We start from the raw sequence: 24737 nt of genomic DNA, 5'->3' as shown, positions 1-24737 counted from the left end.
GACAAGGCCTTCGACCTTTTCCTTTGCCCTTTGGTCTTTCGGGTCCTTTCCCCAAATTGGCTTCAGCCCCTAAACCTCAAAACGATGGAGAGTGTTACAATGATAAAATCGATTCCCTGGTTAATTGTCGCGGGGGTAACGGCCATGACCATCGGTGGATGCGCCACCGTGGGACAGAAACAACGCCTGTCCGCACATCAGGTCATTCAGGGCCTGGCCCTTGAACCCATGTCTGACGACGCCTGTCCGGGGTTTTACAAACCCACCTATCAATCGGCCCTCAAGGCCGATATGGAAACGGACCGGTCCAGCGCCTCCCTCATCTATTATCTCATGACCCGGGAGGTCACTATCGACCCCTGGCATATCCTCACATCCGACGAGATCCTCCTTTATCATGCCGGAGCGCCCATGATCCAGATGCTCTTGTATCCGGACGGGACCTGGGAGGAAATTGCCCTCGGTCCGGAGGTGGACAAGGGCCAGGTCCCGCAGAAGGTGATTCCCGCAGGCACATGGATGGGCTTTGTCAAAAAGGAGGTCCCAGAATATGACTGGGGGCTTTACGGGGTTATGGTCGTGCCGGGCTGGCACATCGACGACATCCGCATGGTTCGGGACGCCCAGGAATTGGAGACCCTGAGAAACAAGTTCCCGGCTGCCGTATCGCGCGCCACGGAACTGGGGCTTTTCTGATCCGCCCTGTTCGGAAAATGCCCTCACTCAAGTTCAGATAAGGGCAAGACAATATGCCAACCTGCCAGGAAGGCGGATCGTGATGTCTGGCAGAAAGGATCTTTATGCCAAAAAATGCGTTTAAAGACAAAGTCGTAGTGGTCACCGGTGCTGCCAGCGGGATCGGCCTTGCGGTGTGCAGACGGTTTTCCGCGGATGGGGCAAAGATCGGCATGCTGGATATGGATTCGCAGGCCCTCCATGAGGCCCAACAGGCGCTGGCCGGCAGGGGGGTGGAGTGTCTCGCAGCCACATGCGATGTTGCCCAAAGAGATGACTGTGAGGCAGCCGTCGGGCAGATCATGGATGGGTACGGCGGCATCGACGTCCTTTTCAACAACGCCGGGATCACCCAGCGGGGAGCCTTCGTGGATACCGATATCTCGGTCTTCGAGAAGGTGATGGCGGTCAATTTCTTCGGGTCGCTTTACTGCACCAAGGCGGCCATCCGAAGCCTGATTCAAAGGAAGGGACTCATTATCGTCAACGAAAGCGTGGCCGGCCTGGCCCCGCTCTTGGGAAGGACCGGATACAGCGCCAGCAAGCATGCGCTAAACGGTCTCTTTACCTCTCTCAGGACCGAAATCAGGGAGACCGGGACCCATGTCATGATCGTCTGCCCCGGCTTTGTGCAGACGAATCTTCAGGCCCGGGCCTTGGGCTGCAACGGGGGCGTCACGGCCCATCCCCAGTCGCGGGTTGGTGGGCAGGATACGCCGGAAAACGTGGCTGAGGCTATTTACAGGGGGGCGCTTAAACGAAAACACCTGTTGGTGCTGACCCCTGTGGGAAAGATCAGTTACTGGATCAGCCGGATATTCCCTGTCCTTTATGAACGGATGATGGCGCGAAAACTGAGGGCTGAGTTGCAGGAGATGTAAGCCGTTAAACAGGGGACGTTTTGGGTCCCCAGGGAACGGCCTTTCGAGACGAGCGCCGCCTTCCCGTTCTTCAGCGGGATCAGATCGAGGCAGTTCAGTCTGTCGGCGGGGTTCAAAGCATGAACGTCCAACATCGAATGAACCATAATCAAATGAAGCCTATGCGTTTCGGGTGGTTACATCGTCGATCGGCAATCAGCAATCATCAATCCGAGGAAGAGCCTGTCAGCAATCTTCCCTTGAAGCCGTCCTTGTGTTGAATCCCCCTGTGAAGGTTCAGTTGTTCCCCGTCCTTACGCCCGGCCTGAAACATGGTGAAATCGATGTTCCCGCCGGCGCACCGGTACCTGGATAATCGCGGAAACCGCGTTTTTGTGAATTCGCTCAATGCCTTGTCTTCCGCCAGGATCAGGGCGCTCAGGGTTCTGGGGCCGCCGGTCTCAGCAGAAGGATACTGCCCGGACCGTTCCATCGCCTGCCGGTCCAGCCTTTCGTGAAAACCCTTGACGACTCCCAGCCGGTACGACCGCTTGTTCCTGGAAGCGGGGGCTGAGCGCTTGCGTTGATGGACCTTCCAGAGGACCTCCATCTGATTCATCAGGAAATAATAGACGTATTCCGCAATGCGGACATTTTCCACCGTCCCCAGAAGTTCAATGGTCCGATAGGTCTGGCATGCCGTGGCATCATAGAGGGATGAATAGACCACATCCACAAAAAAATGGTCCTTCAGGATCAGGCATATGCGGCGCTGATAATTCTCCACACGCTTCTTCTTGTGGTGGATGATGGCGTACACAAATTTGGCGGCCCTGTCCTGCTCGATCCGGTCGATGTTGTACTTCTCGATCAGTTCATTGGCCTTCTGCATGGCCAGAAAGGCCTCGTTCTCATTCCCCGAGCGGGCCAGGGATAGGAGTTTCCTGACCTTATCCAGCATCCGCATGTTTTCCGAGTCGATCTGCTCATCCCTGAAATCCCCAATCCTTCGGGGGGCATCCCCCCTGGCCCCCCGGTATGCCTCGGGCACGCCGATCATGGCGCAGGCCCGGTCAAAGAGCGGTCCATGACCTTCAGCCGCCCCGAATATATCCGTGACGATCTGGTGGGCCATTTCATGCTTGAAGACATTGAGGGTCGCATCCCAGGAATGCCCCGTTATGAGGGCCGCGGATATTCGGATGGTGCGGCAAGCGGGATCCCAAGCCCCCCATTCCTTTCTGGACTTGGAGATCTCGATCATGGGTCTGGCGAGATCGACCCTGTAGCCCCAACAGATCGCCTCATGCTCCCGGACCAATTCCCGTATCCAGACCCGCTGGAATTTTATTTCTTCTGCGATGGGATTCATTGTGACGGTCTTTTTCTTGCTATGCGCGATCCGGGAAAGGGCGACTCAGGTGGTTTGAAAGAGTTGACGGGGAATGCTGTCCACGATGAAAGGAAACTGTTCCGGCCGGAGCCCTATCCTCTTCAGCCGCGATGCAAGCCCGTCGGTGTTCAGTCGCTCCAGTTCCTGCCCCACAAGGAAACGAGACATGAGGAGATCCGCTACATAGACGAGATGGGTCAGTTCGGGCATAATGGATGCCTTTTCAGGAGAGTGATGATGCCTGATGGTGTCCGTAAGGTTCTCCGGCAAATGCCAGGTCTCGGCCAATCGGCCGCCTGCATCGGCGTGAGAGAGCCCGAATACTTCCTGTTCGAGCTCAATCAGATTGACCCCATCCTCCTGCGTTCTGCGGTAAAAATAGGGATAGGAGGCGGCGATGCTCTGATCCAGCACCACCTTTCCGATGTCGTGCAGCAGGCCGGCCGTATAGGCGTTATCGGTCGGGACACCTCCTGTAAAATGAGACAGCTTCTCGGCAATCATCGCCGTTCCGAGGGCATGTTTCTGAAGGCCGCCCTTGCACAGGGAATATCCGGGTGCGGTTTCCTCGAAAAAGCCTTCCATGGATGCCGAGATGACCAATTGCAGAAACTGCTTTTCCCCCAGCATGACGAGGGCCCTGTCAATGGAGTCGGCGTTTGTTTTCAGGCAGAAAAACGAAGAGTTGCATAGCCTGATCACCTTGGCGGTGAGGACCTGGTCCTGACGGATTTCTTTGGCGATCTCCCCCATGCAGCAGTCGTCGTCATTCAGCATTCGAATGACCTTGAGGGTTATCTGAGGGATCGGTTGTATTGAACGGATCACCCGCGTAAGCTGCTCTGCGCTGGGCTTTGTGAAATCCGTGACCGGCGAGAGAGAGGGCGGCTTGCCCAGAGGTTCAATCAGGGTTTCCAGAGTGCTCAAATCCAGACTCAGACGGCAGGAAAAATAGCCGCCTGTCTCGCTCTTGCCGATCCATATCCCCTCTCGGTTCAATATTCTTTCCACGGTTTCGCTGGTCCGCCCGCCGATGTCAAGGATCAGATCTCTCTCGGCGACAGGCCCTACCAGGGCGCCTCCTGCAATCCGGGCCTCTAATCTATCCCTGGAGGCCCCTGCATCATACAGTGCCTTTAGAAAGAGGGGAAGGCCGGTTGAGGCATACGTCTCGGGTCGATCGAATATATCCGAACTGGTGGGCTCCGGCAGGAGGAGATGAATCAACCCTCCCACACCGGCCTCACGATCACAGAGAGAGACGCCCACGCAGGTTCCCAAGAAAACCTCCAGGATCAATTCCCTGCACTCACTGACCACATAATTCCCGGAAGGGACCGAGCGTCTTGGGATATACGGCATGATCTTTCTTTCTGTTGAAGGTAGCTGAAATGATTTGAATTATATACAACCTTAACACCGGGTTCTGCAATGGTCCGGTTTGGAGAACAGCGCTTCCGATTCAGTGCCGGGCTCTTTTTCGATCGATGCCGGTTGAAGTCGGCCATGACAGACAGGCAACAGGGGGTTGCGGATCTTCGGTTTCCCGGGAGACGGAATTTCCGAACTCTGCCCGACTTCACGTCCGTTCCTGCACTTAAACCTTTTATGCACGACCCGTGCCAGGAAATTCGGGACACACCGGGAGCATGCCTGAAAATTCAAGACCCAGGCCCCTGAATATACCGCCGGCCGTCAGGGGGGATACGCCTTACCTTTTGATACGCGTGCAGAACCTCCGGGCATAGGCGATGCCGAAGTTCTCCTCCACAATGGAATAGATCTCTCCTGCATCCAGTCCACTTAATTTCAAATCTTCAATGGCCTGATCCAACATGGCCGCAAAGACCTCTTCTGCGATCTCTCTTTTTTCTGGCATGATATCTCCTTACCGGATGGTATTTCAAAGGATGCGATGCAAAACGTTTTCTCTCCAGATTCCCTGCCGTAGCCAGGAACACCGGCATTCATCCGGCGTGTCTCCGGTCCTCGACAATACGTCCATCTCTTTTGATCCTCTGAAACGCGCCGAACCGAAGACCTTATGACACATAACAGCCGAACCTTGCATCACTCTTTCGGAAATATTACAATCCGGCAATATTTTCACTTCAGTTAACGCGTGACCCATACCGGGTTCTGCCCGTTCGACGATTACCGCCTGTCCGGGCAGCAAGCCTATTGTGACGGTGAACCGGGAAAAGGATCCTCGTCCAGCGACTTCCTGACGTTCCTGTGGATTGAAAGCCGCACCCACAGATAACCCGGTATGAATCAGAACGAAAAAGCGCAACCTCAAGAGGTTGCGCTGTAGTTATCTGGTGCCGAAGGCGAGACTCGAACTCGCACAGGCATTCGCCCACTAGACCCTGAACCTAGCGCGTCTACCAGTTCCGCCACTTCGGCACAAAAATGAGGTTGAACTTTTTAAAAAATGAATTTATATTAAAAGATTCCGTTTGTCAATAAATTTTGTTGCCGCGAATCGGCCCGGTGTTTAATTCAGTCATCCTGTAACAAGGGCCGCGACCGCCGGTTCTGATCTAAACGTATTCAAAACAAAAGGTCCGGGGGTTTCCTCACGGAACCGGCCCTGCAGGCCGGGCCCGGTATCGGATCTTCGTGATATTGCGTCATGTCTGTTATTTATGATCTGAAAAATCTGAAACACCCTCTTCGAAATCCGGTCCTGACCATCGGGAATTTTGACGGTGTGCATAAAGGCCACTTGGCTCTTTTTGACCTGGTCAAGGAACGGGCTCGACAGATAGGCGGCCAGTCGGCCCTGATGACCTTCGATCCCCATCCGATAAAGGTCGTCAAACCCGGCAACGGCCCCCGGCTGATTACGCTGACCCGGCAAAAACTGAAATTGATTGAGAAGGCGAATATTGATGTGGTATTCTGCATCCCCTTTACAATGGAATTTGCAGCCATTTCAGCCCACGATTTTGTCCGGGAGATCCTGGTAAGGAGGATCGGGGTCAAAGAGATTGTTGTCGGATATGACTACACATTCGGACACGATCGGGAAGGGGATATTCAATTTCTTCAGAAAGAGGGCCAGGACTTCGGATTTATGGTCCATGTGGTGGAACCCATCTATGTGGGCGATAAGCTCGTCTCAAGCACTTCCATCCGGAAACTGATCCAGGAAGGGAATCTCTCCGAGGCCAGGGAGCTGTTAGGGAGAGATTATCAGGTCTGCGGGACCGTGGTCAGGGGGAAAAACAGGGGGGGCCGGCTCCTGGGGTTTCCCACTGCCAATATCGAGCTGATTGACGAATTGGTTCCCAAGCTGGGCGTCTATGCCGTCCATGTAATAGTGGACCATCAAACCTATAACGGTGTGACCAACATCGGCTTTAATCCAACCTTTGGCAAAGGTCCGTTTTCGGTGGAGACCCATCTTCTTAATTTTGATGGAGATTTGCTTGGAAAGCAGATCGGCATCCAGTTCATCGAACGATTACGGGATGAACGGCCCTTCGGGTCGGTAAAGGATCTGTCTCTTCAGATCAGGGAGGATATTCTCGAGGCCGGAAAAGTTTTTGGTTCCAGTGGAAATGACTTGACAAAGCCCTTTTCGTCTGGCTATAGGAAAAGCTCTTAATTACCTTATCCGAATCAACCTTCCGATTAGGTCGCGTGGAAATATGAATAAATCACTGCTTACCTTTCCGAAAGGGGGGATCCATCCACCCGAGGGAAAGGACCTCACAGAACATCTGGCAGTTGAAACCCTGCCCATACCCGAAGACGTGGAGATTCTTCTCAATCAGCACTTCGGCGCCCCCTGTACGCCGTTGGTCAAGAAGAAAGACCAGGTTGCCGAAGGGGATGTCATAGGAGTTGTGGAAAAGGGCCTTGGGGCCGCTATCCACAGCAGCGTCACCGGGACCGTGAAGACAATCGGTGCATCGGCCCATCCCATTGCAGTAAAGGCCCCGGCCGTCGTTATCCAGACAGATACCGAGGCCCCACCGAGGGAATGGCCGGAATCTGACTGGCAGGCACTTTCAAAGGATGAACTGCTGGATCGGGTCAAGAATGCCGGGATCGTGGGAATCGGGGGGGCCGGGTTTCCCACCCATGTTAAGCTCTCCCCGCCTCCCGCCGCAAAGGTGGACACCCTCATCCTCAATGGCGCTGAATGCGAGCCCTATCTGACCGCTGATCATCGCCTCATGCTCGAGCAACCTGAAAAGGTGGTTGAAGGGGCCAAGATCATTTTGCGCATCCTGGGCATTAAAGAATGCCAAATCGCCATTGAAGCCAACAAACCTGACGCCATCGAAACCATGAAAACCGCCTGCGCCGAGGCGTCCAACGATTTCAATGTAACGGTATCGCCCCTGAAGGTCAAATACCCTCAGGGATCGGAAAAACAGTTGATACAGAGTATTACCGGCCGTAAGGTCCCCGGTTTCGGGCTCCCTTTTGATGTAGGCGTCATCGTCCAGAATGTGGGAACCGCCAAGGCGATTTACGACGCTGTGGTGCTGCAAAAGCCCTTATACGAAAAAATTATGACGATTTCGGGTCGCGGTATCGCAAGACCGGCAAATCTCCTGGTCAAAATCGGGACCCGTATCAGCGATATTGTGTCCTATCTGGGCGGAACACTGCCGGGCCTGGCCAAGATTGTGCTGGGGGGCCCGATGATGGGCTTTGCCGTCTCCACCCTGGATATCCCTGTTACCAAGACCACCTCCGGAATCCTTTTTTTAACCGAGAAGGAAATCGATCTCCGTCCCTACGGCCAGTGCATCCGCTGTGGGTGGTGTCTGGAGGCCTGCCCCATGGGACTTCTCCCCAATGAAATCGGCGTCCATGTAGAGGCGGGGCGTGCAGGGGATACATCGCAATTCGGCGTATTTGAATGTTTTGAATGCGGGTGCTGCGCCTATACCTGTCCGGCCAAACGCCCCCTGGTCCAGTTTATCCGTTTGGCCAAAATGAAAGCAAAAAAGTAGCTTCTGTTAACCGATTTACTGATTTAAGGAGTCGTGCCATCGAAACGGTAGAAAAAGAGAGTGGATCGCCTTTGGTCGGTTCGCCGTTGCTGACGGTCTCGGTATCGCCTCACGTAAAGAGCGGTGAATCCGTTGAAAAAATCATGTGGACGGTGGTGGCCTGCCTCCTGCCGCCGCTTATCTTATCTGTTTTTATATTCGGTATTCAGACGCTCATTATTACCGCCATCAGCGTCTTGAGCTGTGTGGCGGCAGAGGCGGTCTCCCAAAAGCTGCTCCACCGGCCCATAACCATAAAAGATGGAAGCGCTGTCATCACCGGGCTGCTGATGGCCTATGTCATCCCTCCCGGGGTCCCTTATTGGATCCCCATTTTGGGGGCGGTAATGGCCATTTATGTTGCCAAGCATCTCCTGGGGGGCATCGGGTTCAACATATTCAACCCGGCCCTTATCGGCCGGGCCTTTCTGGTGGCCACCTTTCCCGTGGCCGCCACCTCTGCCTGGCTCCCTCCCATCCGTGACGCGGCTGTTTTCAAGTATATGGGATCGGGAATCGATGCGGTTTCCACGGCCACCCCCCTTTATGTGCTGCGGCATTATGGCCCGGATGCGCTGATGGAAAAATTCGGGAGCATGTCCACAATATACGCTGATTTCTTTGTGGGATGGAGACCGGGATGTATCGGGGAAACATCCGCCCTCCTGCTTTTGATGGGCGGTCTGTTCCTGATGTATAAAAAATATATCACCTGGCATATCCCTGTATCTGTCATTGTGTCGGTGGGGTTCTTTACCTGGGTGTTCGGCGGGGAGCGTCTCTTTACAGGAAATCCGCTGCTGGCCATTCTCTCGGGAGGGGTTTTTCTGGGGGCCTTTTTCATGGCCACCGATTATGTCACCTCCCCGTCCCAGGCCCCGGCAAAGCTGATTTTCGGGATGGGTATAGGGGCACTGACGGTCTTAATCCGTTTAAAAGGCGGATATCCGGAGGGTGTCTGCTATGCGATTCTGCTCATGAATCCGCTCGTACCGGCATTAGAGGGATGGTTTAGACCCAAGCGTTTTGCTCCTCAAAAAGGTGCCTGACAATGAAGCAAATTATTCGCATCGTCATCGGTCTTACGGTTTCTTGCCTGATTGCAGCCCTGGTAATGGGCTCGGTTTTCATTGTCACGGACAAGGCCAAAAAACACAACGAACACGTCAATGTTCAACAGACCATGCTCGGGTTGCTGGGCTACACCAAAAGCCATCCGGCCCCCTCTGATCTGAATCTGCACACCATCTACAGGTATATCCTCACGGATGGCGATACGAGCACTCTGGGATATGTGCTCCCTGTACGGAAAGGGGACGGCGTGGGGTACCAGCTTGTGGTGATGGATCTGGACGGCCGGTTTGTGAATCAGTATGCCCTCGACTTGATACCCGAAGAGGCCTCTGAACCGGCAGAACGCTCCGCCGCCCTGAAGAAAGTCCTGAAACCGCCTGAAACGTTTGTGTATGCAGACGCCACCATTGTGGCCATGTTAGGCGGGAAGCGGTTGGCCTATCTGCTGCCCGGGGAGTTCCCCGGCTTTAAGACATTTATCCATGTCATGCTGGCCCTGGATCCGTCGTTTGAGATCCTGGGTCTTGAGATCATGGAGCATGAAGAGGACCCGGGTCTCGGTGCAGAGATCACGCAGGACTATTTCAAGAATCAATTCCAGGGAAAGCCGTTTGAAAAGGTAAAGGACCTCCATGTGGTCAAAGAGCCCCTCCCTGATGAATACAAAGCGTATCTGGAGGCCGGGGAAAGGACGGGGTCCCAGATTTCCCAAGGAGAGGTGGACGCCATCCGAAGCACATATGAGGACAAGGACATCTATGCCCTGACCGGGGCGACCATCTCCAGCAAAGCGGTGACCGACGGCGTCAAGAATATGGTTGGCAAGTTTGCCTACCGGATCAACCGGCTGGACGCGATGATCACCAGCCAGGACATTCCGGTGGCTTTTTAGAATCTTTGGGTGTAACTTCTCTGCATTATGAAGAGAAGTTGGTGCCCTATGCATTAGCGCACCAAATATCTTTTTGGTTGCGGCTGTTAGGCCGCCTCAGTCAAGGAGCAAGACAGTGCCCGCCACTACAAAAACAAATTTTCAGTTGATTTCCAACGGCATTCTGAACGAAAATCCCATTTTTCGTCTGGCCCTTTCCATGTGCCCGGCAGTGGGAATCAGCACCACGGTCATGAACGGCATCATGCTGGGAATTGCCGTCCTTTTTGTGCAGGTTTTTTCCAGTTGCACCATAGCGGCCATTAAAAACTATATCCATCCCAGGATCAGAATCCCCACCTATACCCTGACCATCGCCACGTGGGTGACGGTCATTGATCTGGTCCTTGCGGCGTACATGCCTGCGGCCTACAAAGAGATGGGGATTTTCGTTAAACTGATTGTGGCCTTTGCCATCATCACCATGCGACTGGAGATCTTCGCCTGTAAAAACAGCGTTTCCGCCTCTTTCTGGGATGGGATCGGCATGGGTCTCGGGTTCATGTTCGGGATGGTGGCCCTTGGGTTTGTCAGGGAATTGTTGGGGATGGGGACGCTTCTCGGGTATGACGTCCTGGGCGTTCGACCGCTCCTTTTCTTTGTCCTCCCGGCAGCCGGGTTCTTTTGTGTGGGGATCATGATGGCCATGTTTAATTATATGGAGCTTGTCTATAACCGGAAGAGAAGGGCCAAAGGCATATGAACATCTCCGGACGAAACTATCTGTTTTCAGCTATTTTGCTTATTATCGGGGCCTTCCTGATTGGCGGGTGCGCAACCGAGGAGCATCGCTTTGTAAAGAAGACGGCCTTCAAAGACGCCAATCAGATCGTCATCGAATTTGCCGGACCGGTGGATGAGGCCTGGGCCGGCAATCCATCCAATTACACGGTTTACGAAGAACCTGACCCGGATATCAAATTGAAGATTCAGGATATCACCCTCAGTGCCGACCGGAAAACAGTGATCTTGTCATTCGCAGACCCTCTCAACCAGAATCAGCCCCATGTGCTGACGGCCGACAATATCTCCGCTGAGGGGAAATCCCTGGGGACAGCCATTCTCAGCGTCAAGAAGGTCTACCTGGGATATCTGTTCTCCATCCTCATCGGCGCCATGATCATCAACAACTTTGTCTTTACCAAATACCTGGGGCTGTGCGTATTTTTCGGGACATCCCAGAAAAAATCCACCGCGGTAGGCATGGGCATCACCTTCACCATCGTCATTGTGGTGAGCGCCATGATGGCCTGGTTCCTCTATCAGTTTGTGCTTAAGCCCTACCGGTTGGACTTCCTCCAGATCGTTGTCTTCATCGGTCTGGTCTCTTTATCGGTTCAGGCGGTGGATACCATATTGAGAAAGGTCAATCCGCTGCTGTTCAAGGCATTCGGGGTCTATCTGGTGCTGGTTATTGCAAACTGCATCATCATTGCCGTTCCCCTGATCCTTGCGGACAACTCGTACAATGCCTTCGAGAGCCTGATGCTTGCCCTCGGTGCGGGGCTGGGGTTCTTGATCGCCCTCTTTTTGATGTCCTCTGTCCGTGAACGATTGGAACTGGCCAATGTCCCCCCGACATACCGGGGGCTTCCCATCGCCTTTGTGGTGGCCGGGCTTTTCGCCCTGGCATTTTTAGGCTTTTCAGGGATGTCCATATTTTGAGAAATTTGGGAATTGAGGCATTTTCTGTAGATGCACGACAATCCGAGACATTTTCTTGGCAGCGGTGATGCTGTCTGTGGCACATTCTTAAATTCAGATAATTCAGTCATTTTTTAAGGGAGTTTGAATGGATCCGGCACTAATCAAAATGGCGTTAATCGGTTTAGCCGTATTGGGGTGTATCGGCCTCTTCTTCGGCATCGGTCTGGCGCTGGCGGCCCATAAGTTTGCGGTGGAGGCCAACCCCAAGGTGGAAGAGGTGTTGGAGGTCCTGGCAGGGGCCCAGTGAGGCGGATGCGGCTTCGCAGGATGTGAGGCATACGCCGAAGCGGTCGTGAACGATCCGGATGTTCCCCCCAACCTCTGCTTCCCCGGAAAGGCGGAAGTCGCCGCACTGGTTGCCGAGATATCCGGCAAAAGGATGGCCACCGTCGAAAACATGGTCGCCGCAGTCCGCTGTTCCAGGATCGAGGGGGATGTCCGGAAAAAGCTGAACTACATCGGATATGGGTCGTGTACCGGCGCCACCCTGGCCTTTGGCGGACCGTACGCATGCCGGTATGCATGCGTGGGCCTGGGCGAATGCGCAGAAAGCTGCCCTTTTGACGCCATCACCATGAAGGACGGCTTTCCCCTGGTGGATATCGGTCTCTGTGTGGGCTGCGGGACATGTGTGCGCACCTGCCCGAAAGGGATTATAGAGTTGATTCCCCTGAAGGCCAGAGTCTGGGTTCCGTGCAGCACCAAAGACCCGGCAAAAGATGTTAAAGAGGTCTGCAAGGTGGGCTGTATCTCCTGCAAAATGTGCGTCAAGGTATGCCCGGCCAAAGCAGTGGCATTGGAAGACGGCATTGTTAAGATCGATCATCAGAAATGTATGGAATTCGGCCCCGAGTGTAACCAGATATGTGTGGAGAAATGCCCGAGGGGCATCTTCAGAAATTATTCCGAGGACGAAAGAAGAGTTCAGCAGACAACTATGGCAGCGGCCTGATACAGGGCGATTTGGGGGTCCCGGTCAGAGGGGACATACTCCCACAATCAGGGGCATCAGGATTATGGAGGAATACAAAATGAAAAGAAATGAGCGCTTGCATCATGCATCGGGAACCATGGATCGAAGGTCTTTTTTGAAGCTTTCGGGAGTTCTCGGTATCGGCCTTGCTTCTGCCGCCGTTGTTATCCCGACAGGGGCCGAGGCCGTACGGTTTAACCGCAAGCTCTATAAAGTATCCAAGACACGGTTGGCCATGGGAACCTTCGTCTCCATGACCCTCCTGCACGCCTCGAGGGACCAGGCCGAAGCGGCCATGGGAGAGGCCTTCCTAGAGATTGATCGGCTGTCGCGGGACATCAGCCGTTTTGACCAGACAACCGCCATTGCCCAGCTCAACCGGGAAGGGCTTCTGAAAGATATGCCCCCTGAGGTGGCTGAGGTGGTTGCCAGGTCGCTGGACTATTATCGTATCAGCAACGGGGCCTTTGACATCTCTGTGAAACCGCTGGTAGACCTGTTTAAAGAGAAATTTTCCGATGGCAACCCCGTGCCCCCCTCCAGCTCAGAGCTGGAAAAAGCCATCCGGCTGGTCAATGCATCCCACATCGAAATCACCGGACGTACGGTTCGTTTCAAACGGCCGGGCATGGGCATTACGCTGGACGGCATTGCAAAGGGATATATCGTGGATCGGGCATCGGGGGTTCTCTCCCGAAACGGGATCACCAACCACCTGATCAATGCCGGCGGAGACATCCGGACCGCGGGCTGCAGGCGTGACGGCAAGCCGTGGACCATCGCGGTACAGGATCCCCGCAAGAAAAACCAATATCCCGACGTCATTCATCTGGCAGGCGGGGCGGTTGCCACATCCGGAAACTATGAGATCTATTTTGACCGAGAGAAGCTGTTCCACCATATCGTGGATCCCCACACCGGACGATCGCCTGAAGAAAGCACCAGCGTATCGGTCGTGGCGGACACGGCCATGGAGGCGGACGCCCTCTCCACTACGGTATTTGTCATGACGCCCGAGCGCGGCACCCGCTTCATCAACTCACGTCCGGGATGCGAATCTCTCGTGGTGACAAAGGGAAATCGGAAAATCACCTCGGCGGGATGGAAGAGCGCACAGGTTTGACGGCGGCCTTAGACTCTTTGTCGCCCGTAGGGGTCTCTGCCCAAGAGCTGTACTAAAATGAGGTCGTATGGTTCGGCGGCCGCCCCCGGGCTCCGGATAATGTTTATGTAAAGGCAGCAAGGACATACCGTCCCATGAAAGGCTGTACTTGGGGCTGGAACAGACTGTATTGTTAAGCCCTGCTGCCGTCCCCAGGAGCTGTATTCGGTTTTTGTCCCGCCTGCTGGGCGGGAGGCAGAGACACCCACGGGCGTCCGGAACGCTTCTGGGACTGAGGTGAAACCTGTTTGGTTGCGGCCGTCAGGCCGCCTTAGGGAATCGGGGATCGGGGCATGCACCCCATGAAGATTTACCGGGACCTCCTTACATCGGCACATCCTCTTGGGTGTAATTTCTGAAACGCGTCAGTTCCTTTTGAAAGGTCAGTTTGAAAGAACCGGTAGGGCCGTTCCTCTGCTTTCCGATGATGATCTCGGCAATATTCCTGTTTTCTTCTGCATTGGGATTGTAAATCTCATCCCTGTAGATAAATGCAATCACATCCGCATCCTGTTCAATGGCCCCGCTGTCTCTGAGGTCCGCCAGCTGGGGCTTCTTGTTGGGCCGGTCTTCGACTTTCCGGTTCAGCTGGGACAGGGCTATCACGGGAACATTAAGATCTTTGGCCAACCCTTTCAACGATCTGGATATCTCCGACATCTCCAATTGCCTGGACTCCGCCGATCTGCGCCCCTGGATCAACTGCATATAGTCGACGATGACCAGCCCCAGATCGGCGCGTTTCTTCAGCCGTCTGCATTTGGCCTTCATTTCGAGCACACTGATGGCAGAGGTATCATCTATAAATATCTGCAGCTCTGACAACCGGTCGGCGGATTCGGTGAGGCGGGGCCAGTCGTCACCCCTCAGGCTGCCGGTCCTCAGCTTTGTGGCGTTTATCCCTGCATCAAGACCCAACAGCCGGATGCCCAACTGCTGCCGGGACATCTCTAACGAAAACACAGCGACCACATTCCCGGTCTTCTTGGTGGCGTTGTAGCCGATGTTCAGGGCCAGGGCCGTCTTTCCCATGCTCGGCCGGCCTGCAACAATGATCAGGTCTGAAGGCTGGAGCCCGGCGGTCAGACGATCCAATTGCTCGAACCCAGTGGGAACGCCGGTCACATATCCTTCAAATTGGGCCGCGCTTTCAAGCTTCTTGAAACTCCCGTCAATGACCTGCTTCAGGCTTTGAAACCCTTCCCGAATCTGATTCTCGGCAATATCAAATATGGATTGCTCGGCCTTTTCAAGAAGATCCGCGGTACTTTCCTGGTTCTGAAAGCAGAGTTCGGAGATGGTGGAACACTGGCTGATCAGTCGCCGCCGAACCGCCAGGTTTCTGACAATCTCAGCGTGGTAAACAATGCCTGCCGAGGTGGATACCGCCTGGACCAGGAGGGCCAGATAATCGGTACCCCCCACCTTTTCCAAGGTCTTTTTCTGTGTAAGGATCTCGGAAAGGGTAATGATATCTATCGGCTCGCCACGCTGGTACAACAGGGTCATTCCATCGAAAAGGGCAACGTGGGCCTCCCTGTAAAAATCGTCCAGGGAGAGGATCTCCACAATCTGGTTCATGGCGTCATTGTTAATTAAGATGCCGCCCAATATGGCCTGTTCAGCCTCCACATTGTGGGGTGGGACCTTCAGATGGGAAACAGGGGATTTTTCTTTTGGCTGAGGCATAGGACCTTTAAGTGCCGGGGATTTAATTGGCAAAATACCTTTGATCCCTTAATCCCTCACCGCGCAATTCTCAACGGGTTGTCTCTTTCTGCTCTTGCTCGGGGCTAACGATCACTTTTATGGACCCGGTCACTTTGGGATAGATCTTGACCGGGATATCGTATTCTCCCACCGTCTTGATCGGCTTGTCCAGGTTGATTTTCCGCCTGTCTATCTCAATACCTTGGGACTCCAGCAAGGCGGCGATATCCATGGTGGTCACCGAGCCGTAAAGTTTTCCCTCTTCGCCCGCCTTCTGTGAAATATTGATGACCACCTCGGCCATCTTTTCTTTTAGCTTTTCGGCGACCTCTCTCCCTTTCAGCCGCTTCACTTCGATTTTTTTCCGCTGAAGCTCAAGGGCGTTCATGTTTTGAGGGGTGGCCTGAAGTGCAAATCCTCTGGGGACCAGATAGTTGCGCGCATACCCATTCGCAACATTGACAATATCCCCTTCCAAGCCCAATTCATCCATATCCTGCCGTAGAATCACTTCCATTTAAATATCTCCTCCATCACGTGGGTTGACTATCCGCCCTCCTGTGGATTTTCCTGAAATCAATCCATTGGTCAAACAGCCCGGCAAAGGTCAGCACGGCCAGAAAAAGCTGCTGAACAATGATCAAAAAATAGATGCCGAGCCTGATCCAGGAAGGAACGCGATACTTGTTCAAAAAGAATATAATAATAGAGAGCCCATGAAATAAATATATGGCCAATATGACAATCAGGGCGTTGAGCGCTAAAAATTGTATGCTTTCTGATGCCAAAAATAAAGCAAAACCTGCACCGATCAGACCCCAGACCAAGTGGTCGGGCGCCTGCCATCGGTCCATGGAGATAAACTCCGGATACTCGAGTTTCCCCATTTTGAAAAGCGGTCTGGCGATAACCACATTCAGCCAAAGTGCAAAGCCGGTCCCTATGATCATAAGGGAGGGATAAATCTGTGAAATGATCGCCATGAAGGCCTTGACATAGGTATTTAATTCAAGGGTATTCAGCTGATCCGGGTTCGCATCCTCGAAGGTCTGAACCGCGGTGTCGAGATGGCCCCCGAGATAGCCGAGGATCATTTCAATAGGCCCCAAGTTCCTCGACAGACCCGTTAGGACCAGCATCCCCAGACCGAGGAACAGCATGAACAGCGTTCCCAGAAATATGGTATTCCCGAGGCTGAGTTTCCGCCTGAAAAGCTCGGCCAGTCCTATTCCTAAGACACTGAACTCCAAGGCCAGGAGGGTAATCTGCGAATAGCCGGCGGCGTAGGCAATCAGGCCGATGGCGGTAACCACCACCGCCGTGAGTTTAATGCCCTCGATAAGGCCCAATCTGGTGGAATAGTAGAGGAATGGCAGAGGCGTCAGCAGGCTGAAAAAAGGGCCGACAAACGGAATCAGCACGGATGCCAAAAGAAGAGATATTGCTCCGCCGGCACATCCCAGTACATCACTCGTTTTCATGGGATTTCAAGAATGACAAAAGCCCCGAAACCCTCGAAAAGCCAGGATCAGGATATCTCCGAGGGCTCAAGATCAGTTCACAAGGGATGTTGTATACGGCAACAAGGCAATGTTTCTGGCCCGCTTGATGGCCAGGGCCAGCAACCGCTGGTGTTTGGCGCAATTGCCGGAAATCCGGCACGGCGTAATTTTGCCCCGTTCCGTCGTAAAATATCTGATGTTCTTGATATCCTTGTAGTCGATGGTAAGGGTGCTGTCAGCACAGAACTTGCAGACTTTTCTTCTGTGATAGGTTCTTCTGAATTTATTGTTTTTCCCCCTGGCTCTGTCGTCGCTCCCCTCTCTATTGTATGCCATTTTCTCCCTCGTCCGCTGTGCGACTGTCGTCTTCGGTGGTTTTCTCCTCTTCGCCGGAGCCCTTCTTGTCCCCCTCTTCCGCGGACTTCAAGGCCTCCGGATCGGCATTATCGCTCAGCTTGATTGTCTGATACTTAAGAACCCTGTCATCCAGGGTCATTTCCCGTTTTACTTGTTCAACGATGCCTGATTCCCCGCAATACTGCAGGAGCACATAGGAGCCTTTGTCAAACTTCTTCACCTCATAAGCTAATGTCCTCTTCCCCCATTCCTCAACCTTGGTAATGACACCCTTTTCTTTTTCCACCAGGGTATTCATCTTGGCGACGACATCTCGATACTCATCGTCCGTCAGATCGGGATTGATGATGTAGAGGGTCTCATAATACCGCATACGTGTTCTCTCCCTTCGGCCTTTTTCCTGATTAGGATTGTATTGGTCCCGTTAAACCGGTTTCAGGCGAATTTTCGGTCTGCAGATCGGATTACAGGGACAAGGAGCCAATTAATTAAACTGTTAATAATAGCGGCGAACCTCCGTAATGTCAAGATATTAATTTTCCGGGCTATTCAAAAAAATTTCGCACGGTGAACCCCTCCCGGCTGCAGAGTGAATCCCGCTCCGCCTCCCTGAGATCCTGGGCCGCCATCTCAGCGACCATTTCGGTAAATGATATCCTCGGGGCCCAGCCGAGCTCCGTTCTTGCCAGGCTGGCATCCCCGAGAAGGGACTCTACCTCAGTCGGCCGGAAATACCTCGGATCAATCGCCACCATACACCGGCCGGTCTTCTGATCATACCCCTTTTCCTCCAGGCCTTCCCCTTCCCAGCGGATATCAAATCCCAATTCTTTCCCCGCGACATTGACAAAGTCCCGCACCGAACGCTGTATTCCTGTGGCCACCACATAGTCCTTCGGCTTCTCCTGCTGGAGCATCAACCACATGAGCTCCACATAATCCCGTGCATGGCCCCAATCCCGTTTCGCGTCCAGGTTCCCCAGATAGATGGACTTCTGAAACCCGAGCTTGATTCTCGCCAGGCCACGGGTAATCTTTCGGGTCACGAACGTCTCCCCGCGAAGAGGAGATTCATGATTGAACAGGATGCCGTTGCATCCGAAAATGCCGTAGGCCTCCCGGTAGTTCACAGTAATCCAATAGGCATACAGTTTGGCCACGGCATAGGGCGACCTGGGATAAAAGGGCGTTTTTTCATTCTGGGGGACCTCCCTCACCAGCCCGTAGAGTTCGGAGGTGGATGCCTGATAGAATCGGGTGGTTTTTTCCAGTCCCAGAATACGGATCGCCTCCAGCAGGCGAAGGGCCCCCAGGGCATCGGCATTGGCCGTATACTCCGGCGTCTCGAAAGAGACCTTGACATGGCTCTGGGCCGCCAGATTATAGATTTCATCGGGTTGTACCTGCTGGATGATCCGGATGAGATTCGTGGAATCGGTCAGGTCTCCGTAATGGAGGACGAATTTTCTGTCTGATTCGTGAGGGTCCTGGTAAAGGTGTTCGATCCGATCTGTATTGAAGAGCGATGCCCGCCGCTTAATACCGTGGACTTCGTAGCCTTTTTTTAATAACAACCCGGCCAGATAGGCCCCATCCTGGCCGGTAATTCCTGTAATCAGCGCCCGTTTCATAATCTCTCCCATCTCTATTCCGCCCTCTCCGCCGCCACCATCATCCTTGCCACATCCCGCATCCGGTACCTGGCCGACCATCCTAATTTTTGCTGCGCCTTGGCCGGATTCGCCCTCACGGTAAGAATATCTGTGGGCCTGAAAAGGGCCTCGTCTGTTTTTACATGATCCCGCCAGTCCAGGCCCAGGACCGTGAAAACACTTTCAATGAAATCCTCCAGCCGGTGGGTTTCTCCGGTGGCAATGACATAGTCGTCCGGGGTGTCCTGCTGAAGCATCCGCCACATGGCTTCCACATATTCCGGGGCCCAGCCCCAGTCCCTCTCCACAGAGATGTTCCCCAGCTCAACCGTTTCACCCTCCCCTTTTGCAATGCGGCAGGCTGCGCTGACGATTTTACGGGTGACGAACCGCCGGGGCCTTAGGGGGGATTCATGGTTAAACAAGAGACCCGAGCAGGCAAAAAGGCCGTAGGCCTCCCGGTAGTTGGCCATCTGCCAGAAGGCGGCGGCCTTTGCAACGGCATAGGGGCTCCTGGGGCGAAAAGGCGTCTGTTCATCGGCCGGGTGACCGTCCGTATTGCCGAAACATTCGCTGGACCCCGCATTATAGATCTTGATGGGCACCTCCAAAAAGCGAATGGCTTCCAGGAGATTGAGGGTTCCGATGCTGATGCTCTCAAAGGATTCCACCGGCTGATCAAATGAAAGGCCGACCGAACTCTGGCCGGCAAGGTTATAGACCTCATCGGGCCGGACCTTCTTCAGGATCTGCAGGACACTCCGGAAATCGTTTAGAGAGGCCGATTCCACCTCCACCCGGTCCCTGATGTTCAATCGAATCAAATTTGAAAACTGAGACATCTGGGCATCCCGGGAAGAGCCCACCACCCGGTAGCCCTTTTCCAGAAGCAATTCAGCTAAATAGGACCCATCCTGTCCCGAAATGCCCAATATCAGGGCCGTCTTTTTCATCACCTGCACGCCTGCCGTCGGGTAAATATTGGCATACCTATAAAAATCATAGGGAGATCAATACCCTTCTTTGGTACGCTTGTCAATTGAATGCTGCTATTTGACCGGGCCTCCTATCGGGTCCCTGATTGATAAAATATGCAAAATAGCTTATCTTGCTTTTAACCCATTAAAAAATGGTGTTTGTCCGCCATCCATCTTGAAACGATATATGTAGGGGTTACTCACCTCTTAAGAACTCGCCGGGGGGGATAATGCTTGGAATCAGCCAGAGACAAAGATTCTTGGGAACCCTGTTGGGCCGTAGGGCTGACAGGTTTCCGTTTTTCGATCTTGAGCCTGATGAAGACACCCTGAAACGATGGCGTCGTGAGGGATTCCCCCGAACTGCGTCCTTTGAAGAATATTTTGATCTTGAGGCACACCATTCAGTCGGACTCATGCTCCGCAGCTATCCATTTTACCAAAAAGCACCGGACCTTCTCGACGACCCCTCGTCTTTTGAGAAACACTACAACCCGGACCAACAGTCCCGTTATGAAAAGGGTTTTGTGGAACGAAGCCGACGCCTCCGCCGGGAGGGCCGGGTGGTTTATGTGGATGCTTCCGGGGGCGGTCTCTTGCAGATGTTGGGGGTGGGAGACTGGGATTCTCTGGTGGCTGCCTGCGTCGCGCTTATTGAACGGCCGCAGATAGTGGAAGACCTTGTTGACAGGACCACGGATTTTTACTGCGTCTGCCTTGAGAGGGTGCTTTCAAAAGTGTCGGTGGATTATGCCTCGTTTTATGAACCCATTGCATATAACATGGGTCCGGTGATTTCTCCCGGCATGTTCGAGCGTTTCGCCGTACCGGGCTACCGGAAGATCATTGATCTCCTGAAAAAATATGATATTCCCCTTCGCATTCTTTGCACCACAGGCGGCGATCTGACCCCGCTCTTGCCTTCTCTCATCCATGCCGGCATCAACGGCCTCTGGATAAGCACCATCACAACTGCAGGCATGGCATACCCCGAACTTCGTCGTCAATTTGGATCTGACGTGGCACTGATCGGCGGGATTGACGCAACTGCATTGTCCAGGGATGAGACGGCCGTGCAAAACGCCGTGGAACAAACCGTGCCGGAACTGCTTGCAGGCGGTCACTACCTTCCCTGTCTGGATGACCGGCCGCGCAGTAACATTCCGTTTGCCAATTACAGATTGTACCGCCGGATTCTCCATGAAATGGCGCGTCCGGGGAACAAGATGTAGGGGTTTTGCTGATGAAAAATGCCATCGGACTATGCTAGAATTTTAAAGGCAGTTATCCACGAAATTATTGAAACGGAAAAACTCATGGACCGTCAACATATCATTCGGCCGCTCTGTTTTTTCATTCTCGCTGGTTTCGCGGTCATTTTGTCCGTTCTATCCGCGGCAACCGGGAGTGATCATCAGCAGCTCAGCCAAGCTGAATCCGGTCGGGATCTCTACGAAAAAGCGTGCGCGGCCTGCCATGGGAGTGATGGCGCGGGCGCCTCCCCGAGCCGTGTCGGCTTCGATACCCCCCTGCCGGATTTCACGGATTGCAGATTCGCCCCGAGAGAAGCGGATACGGATTGGATCGCCGTGACCGAAAAAGGCGGACCGGCCCGGGCCTTTGAACGGATGATGCCCGCCTTCGGCGCCGCCCTGACCATAGAGCAGAGTCAAAAGATCCTCGACCACATTCGGACCTTCTGTCCAGACAAAACCTGGCCCCGGGGGGAGCTGAACCTGCCCACCCCGCTCTTCACCACCAAGGCGTATCCGGAAGATGAAGCGGTCCTCTACGCCTTTGCGGATACTGAAGGCCGGGACAGGATTGCTTGGGAGCTGGTTTATGAAAAACGATTGGGCGCCCGCAATCAGTTGGAATTCATCCTCCCTTTCGGATGGAGCGAACAACGGATGTCGCGTGACGGAGACACCGGATGGACGTCCGGTCTGGGGGATATCGGCATCGGTTTCAAGCGGGTGATGTTTCACAGCCTGGAAAGCGGTTCCATTGTTTCCCTGGGCGGGGAGGTCTTCTTTCCCACAGGTGACAAAGACAAAGACTTCGGGAACGATACCACCGTGGTCGAGCCCTATCTCGCATACGGTCAGATCCTGCCAAAGGACTTCTTCCTGCACACCCAGGCCGGTTTCGCCTACCCGTTCGACCGCGACAAGCTGAATGAGGAGGTCTTTTTAAAGGTGGCGGTGGGACGCACATTCCTCACCGGGCGTTTCGGCCGGAGCTGGTCGCCCATGATCGAGGTGCTGTCTTCGAAGGAACTGACCTCCGGCTCCGAAATCAACTGGGATTTGGCGCCTCAGCTCCAGGTGACCCTCAGCCGGCGCCAGCACGTGAGGCTGAACCTGGGGTTCCGCGTTCCGATGAACAACACGGACGTTCGTAAAGTGCAGTTTGGTGCCTATCTCCTCTGGGATTGGTTCGACGGCGGTTTTTTCGAGGGATGGTAGACAGGATATGACGAAACCCATCGGAATAGGATTGTCCTTATTTGTATTGATTCTCGCCGTATCCGCCCTCACGGCCGGGGGGGCCGCCCGGAACCCCGTTCCGCTGCTTTATGAAACAGCGGATCGATGTCTTGCCTGCCACAACGGGCTGCTCACTTCATCCGGGAAGGACGTTTCCATCGGGTCCGACTGGCAGGCGTCCATCATGGCCCATTCCTCACGTGATCCCTACTGGCAGGCTTCCGTCAGGCGCGAAACCCTCATGCATTCAAAGGCCGCGCAACACATCCAGGATGAATGCGCCGCCTGCCACATGCCGATGTCCCGCCATCAATCCAACGCGCAAGGGGTGAAGGGCGGGGTGTTTGCACACCTTCCGGTTCTTGCGACCCCCATGCCGCTGGATCGTCTGGCCGCAGACGGCGTGTCCTGCACCATGTGCCATCAAATCCAGGCTGAAAAACTTGGCACCCGGGAAGGCTTTACCGCGGGGTTTGTCGTGGACCAGCGAACGCCTTTGGATGATCGCGCAATCTTCGGGCCTTACGATGTTGACGTGGGCCGCACAGAAGTCATGCGCTCGGCAGCCCGGTTCATTCCCACCCGGGCCGTCCATTTGCGGGAATCGGCGTTCTGCGCTTCCTGTCATACGCTGTATACCCGCACCCTCGGACCGGAGGGAGAGGTCATCGGCACACTCCCTGAACAGGTGCCTTTTCTTGAGTGGCGACACGGCGCCTATGTGGACACCCAAAGCTGCCAGAGCTGTCATATGCCCCAACTCAACCACCCCATGGCAATTACGTCGGTATTGGGACAGCCGAGGAAAGATTTCTCCAGGCACGTCTTCCGGGGCGGCAATTTTTTCATGCTCTATCTGTTGAACCGTCATCGCGCAGACCTGAAGGTGACCGCCTCACCCCAGGATCTCTCAGACACCGCCATGGACACGTTTTCATTTCTGCAGGCACAGGCTGCACGCATCTTAATCAAAGAAACGAGCGTGGAAAACGGACGCATGCAGGTGCTGGTGGAGGTGACCAATCTTTCCGGCCATAAACTGCCGACGGCCTACCCTTCAAGACGGATGTGGATCCACTTTATTGCGCGGGACCACAAGGGACGGGTTATGTTCGAATCAGGCGGGCTCCGGGTTGATGGGTCCATTACCGGTAATGACAACGATGCCGACAAAGGACAATACGAAACGCACTACACCCGTATCGATGATGAAGATCAGGTCCAGATCTATGAACCTGTCATGGCGACCCCCGATGGCAGGATAACCACCGGTCTTCTGGAAGCCATCCGCTTTATCAAAGACAATCGTCTTCTGCCCCAAGGCTTCGATAAACACATCGCCGGTCCGGATATCGCGGTTCAGGGTAAAGCGATCCGCGATCTGGATTTCACGGGCGGAAGGGATCTCGTTCTTTACTCGATTCCCGTTGCCAATGATTCCGGTCCTCTCAACCTAGAGGTCCGATTGCTGTTTCAGCCGATCGGCTTCCGCTGGGCTCAAAATCTACTGGAACACCGGGCCGAAGAAATCGACCGTTTTGTTTCTTATTATAATTCCAACGCCCAAGTTTCTTATCTCATGCTCGCAAGGGATTCCAGATCGATTAAGACCCCATGAACCTGGGAGAGGGTGTGTAACACCAACGATGGTGTAATGGTGTATATGATCCCGATATGGGCGCCGACAGAAACTTCAGGGGTTGAGGAGAAGTAAAGTGCCGCCACCACCACAGGGAACGTCGTTAGGAGCAAGGCGCCCTGGACAAGAGGCTTGGCTCCGGCGGCATCCATGCCCGTCCGGCAGGCAGAAAGAAACGGGGTAGCCGGCCAACAACTGCAATTACTGCCTTCCTGCGGATTCCAGTATCCATGCCGGCACCTCATCGCTGGCGGATACCTTCACATTATCAATGAAGGTCATGTTGGTGGGGGCGTTGGGATAATAACTGTTCGTGCAAATATCGTAAAAATCCAAATGATCGCGCAGATAGTTATTTTCAAAAAGCAAATCCCCGTAAGGAACACAACCGCCCATGTCTGCCCCATAAGGTACGATACCCGTGGGAGCATTACCGGTTTGTTAACAAAAATTGATGGCTAAAGTGGAAGCTGGCCATTTTTGTACTTCTCGAAGACCTTTTGGTAGGTCCCATTGTATATCGCACAGCGGATTCTGAGCATTGCATTTCCAGTCTCCTTG

The 24737-nt window shown here is 54.0% G+C and carries 22 protein-coding genes, 1 tRNA gene and 1 pseudogene; 13 read left to right on the top strand and 11 right to left on the bottom strand.

Annotated features, from left to right (window positions below):
- The first annotated feature begins 99 nt into the window (after positions 1-99).
- Positions 100-696 (top strand): cupin domain-containing protein, encoded by a 597-nt coding sequence (locus K9N21_11790; protein MCF8144589.1) that lies wholly within the window; start codon positions 100-102, stop codon positions 694-696.
- A 104-nt stretch (positions 697-800) separates the two neighbouring features.
- A complete protein-coding gene (locus tag K9N21_11785) occupies positions 801-1616 on the top strand; it encodes an SDR family oxidoreductase (protein MCF8144588.1) in 816 nt (271 codons plus the stop codon).
- 205 nt (positions 1617-1821) lie between these two features.
- Here K9N21_11785 and K9N21_11780 read toward each other — a convergent pair whose 3' ends face one another.
- From K9N21_11780 to K9N21_11765, 4 genes are all read right to left on the bottom strand, one after another.
- Complete coding sequence (locus K9N21_11780) at positions 1822-2967, bottom strand: SprT-like domain-containing protein (protein ID MCF8144587.1); 1146 nt, start codon at positions 2965-2967, stop codon at positions 1822-1824.
- Between the two features lie 45 nt (positions 2968-3012).
- The gene (locus K9N21_11775) at positions 3013-4350 is read right to left on the bottom strand and encodes an HDOD domain-containing protein (protein ID MCF8144586.1); all 1338 of its coding nucleotides are present in this window, start codon (positions 4348-4350) and stop codon (positions 3013-3015) included.
- Between the two features lie 349 nt (positions 4351-4699).
- Positions 4700-4867, bottom strand: a complete 168-nt coding sequence (locus K9N21_11770; GenBank protein ID MCF8144585.1) for a hypothetical protein — start codon at positions 4865-4867, stop codon at positions 4700-4702.
- A gap of 440 nt (positions 4868-5307) precedes the next feature.
- A tRNA-Leu gene (locus tag K9N21_11765) sits at positions 5308-5394 on the bottom strand.
- Between the two features lie 229 nt (positions 5395-5623).
- Here K9N21_11765 and K9N21_11760 point away from each other — a divergent pair.
- From K9N21_11760 to K9N21_11725, 8 genes and pseudogenes are all read left to right on the top strand, one after another.
- Entirely contained in the window at positions 5624-6601 is a 978-nt protein-coding gene (locus K9N21_11760; GenBank protein ID MCF8144584.1) for a bifunctional riboflavin kinase/FAD synthetase, read from the top strand.
- A 43-nt stretch (positions 6602-6644) separates the two neighbouring features.
- Entirely contained in the window at positions 6645-7964 is a 1320-nt protein-coding gene (gene rsxC / locus K9N21_11755; protein MCF8144583.1) for an electron transport complex subunit RsxC, read from the top strand.
- Positions 7880-9052, top strand: a complete 1173-nt coding sequence (locus tag K9N21_11750; GenBank protein MCF8144582.1) for an RnfABCDGE type electron transport complex subunit D — start codon at positions 7880-7882, stop codon at positions 9050-9052. The genes rsxC and K9N21_11750 overlap by 85 nt, the downstream gene beginning before the upstream one ends.
- Positions 9053-9054: 2 nt before the next feature.
- Positions 9055-9969, top strand: a complete 915-nt coding sequence (locus K9N21_11745) for an FMN-binding protein (GenBank protein MCF8144581.1) — start codon at positions 9055-9057, stop codon at positions 9967-9969.
- Positions 9970-10084: 115 nt separating this feature from the next.
- Positions 10085-10711, top strand: coding sequence for an electron transport complex subunit RsxE (gene rsxE, locus K9N21_11740; protein MCF8144580.1), 627 nt, complete (start codon positions 10085-10087; stop codon positions 10709-10711).
- Entirely contained in the window at positions 10708-11673 is a 966-nt protein-coding gene (locus K9N21_11735) for an NADH-quinone reductase (GenBank protein MCF8144579.1), read from the top strand. Before rsxE ends, K9N21_11735 begins: the two co-directional genes overlap by 4 nt.
- Positions 11674-11800: 127 nt before the next feature.
- A pseudogene (locus K9N21_11730) lies at positions 11801-12667 on the top strand (Fe-S cluster domain-containing protein).
- Between the two features lie 79 nt (positions 12668-12746).
- A complete protein-coding gene (locus K9N21_11725) occupies positions 12747-13811 on the top strand; it encodes an FAD:protein FMN transferase (GenBank protein MCF8144578.1) in 1065 nt (354 codons plus the stop codon).
- 363 nt (positions 13812-14174) lie between these two features.
- Here the strand turns inward: K9N21_11725 and dnaB are convergent, their stop codons facing one another.
- The 7 genes from dnaB to K9N21_11690 form a co-directional block, all read right to left on the bottom strand.
- Positions 14175-15539 carry a replicative DNA helicase gene (gene dnaB, locus K9N21_11720; protein ID MCF8144577.1) on the bottom strand — a complete coding sequence of 455 codons (1365 nt, stop codon included), beginning with the start codon at positions 15537-15539 and terminating at the stop codon, positions 14175-14177.
- A 70-nt stretch (positions 15540-15609) separates the two neighbouring features.
- Entirely contained in the window at positions 15610-16077 is a 468-nt protein-coding gene (gene rplI / locus K9N21_11715; GenBank protein ID MCF8144576.1) for a 50S ribosomal protein L9, read from the bottom strand.
- A 16-nt stretch (positions 16078-16093) separates the two neighbouring features.
- A complete protein-coding gene (locus K9N21_11710; protein ID MCF8144575.1) occupies positions 16094-17041 on the bottom strand; it encodes a YybS family protein in 948 nt (315 codons plus the stop codon).
- A 72-nt stretch (positions 17042-17113) separates the two neighbouring features.
- The gene (rpsR, locus tag K9N21_11705; protein ID MCF8144574.1) at positions 17114-17398 is read right to left on the bottom strand and encodes a 30S ribosomal protein S18; all 285 of its coding nucleotides are present in this window, start codon (positions 17396-17398) and stop codon (positions 17114-17116) included.
- Positions 17385-17792 (bottom strand): 30S ribosomal protein S6, encoded by a 408-nt coding sequence (rpsF, locus tag K9N21_11700; GenBank protein MCF8144573.1) that lies wholly within the window; start codon positions 17790-17792, stop codon positions 17385-17387. Before rpsF ends, rpsR begins: the two co-directional genes overlap by 14 nt.
- A gap of 172 nt (positions 17793-17964) precedes the next feature.
- Positions 17965-19050: a GDP-mannose 4,6-dehydratase gene (gene gmd, locus K9N21_11695; GenBank protein ID MCF8144572.1), complete on the bottom strand. Its 1086-nt coding sequence runs from the start codon at positions 19048-19050 to the stop codon at positions 17965-17967.
- Between the two features lie 14 nt (positions 19051-19064).
- Positions 19065-20024, bottom strand: a complete 960-nt coding sequence (locus tag K9N21_11690; protein MCF8144571.1) for a GDP-mannose 4,6-dehydratase — start codon at positions 20022-20024, stop codon at positions 19065-19067.
- A gap of 254 nt (positions 20025-20278) precedes the next feature.
- On the opposite strand from K9N21_11690, the gene K9N21_11685 reads away from it, so the two are divergent.
- The 3 genes from K9N21_11685 (at position 20279) to K9N21_11675 (ending at position 24155) form a co-directional block, all read left to right on the top strand.
- Positions 20279-21280, top strand: a complete 1002-nt coding sequence (locus K9N21_11685; protein ID MCF8144570.1) for a hypothetical protein — start codon at positions 20279-20281, stop codon at positions 21278-21280.
- An 84-nt stretch (positions 21281-21364) separates the two neighbouring features.
- Complete coding sequence (locus K9N21_11680) at positions 21365-22516, top strand: transporter (GenBank protein MCF8144569.1); 1152 nt, start codon at positions 21365-21367, stop codon at positions 22514-22516.
- Between the two features lie 7 nt (positions 22517-22523).
- The gene (locus K9N21_11675) at positions 22524-24155 is read left to right on the top strand and encodes a hypothetical protein (protein ID MCF8144568.1); all 1632 of its coding nucleotides are present in this window, start codon (positions 22524-22526) and stop codon (positions 24153-24155) included.
- Positions 24156-24737 lie beyond the last annotated feature (582 nt).

The sequence above is a fragment of the Deltaproteobacteria bacterium genome (genome assembly GCA_021737785.1).
In the GTDB taxonomy this organism is placed as follows: domain Bacteria; phylum Desulfobacterota; class DSM-4660; order Desulfatiglandales; family Desulfatiglandaceae; genus AUK324.
This window is presented reverse-complemented; position numbering and strand designations above follow the sequence as displayed.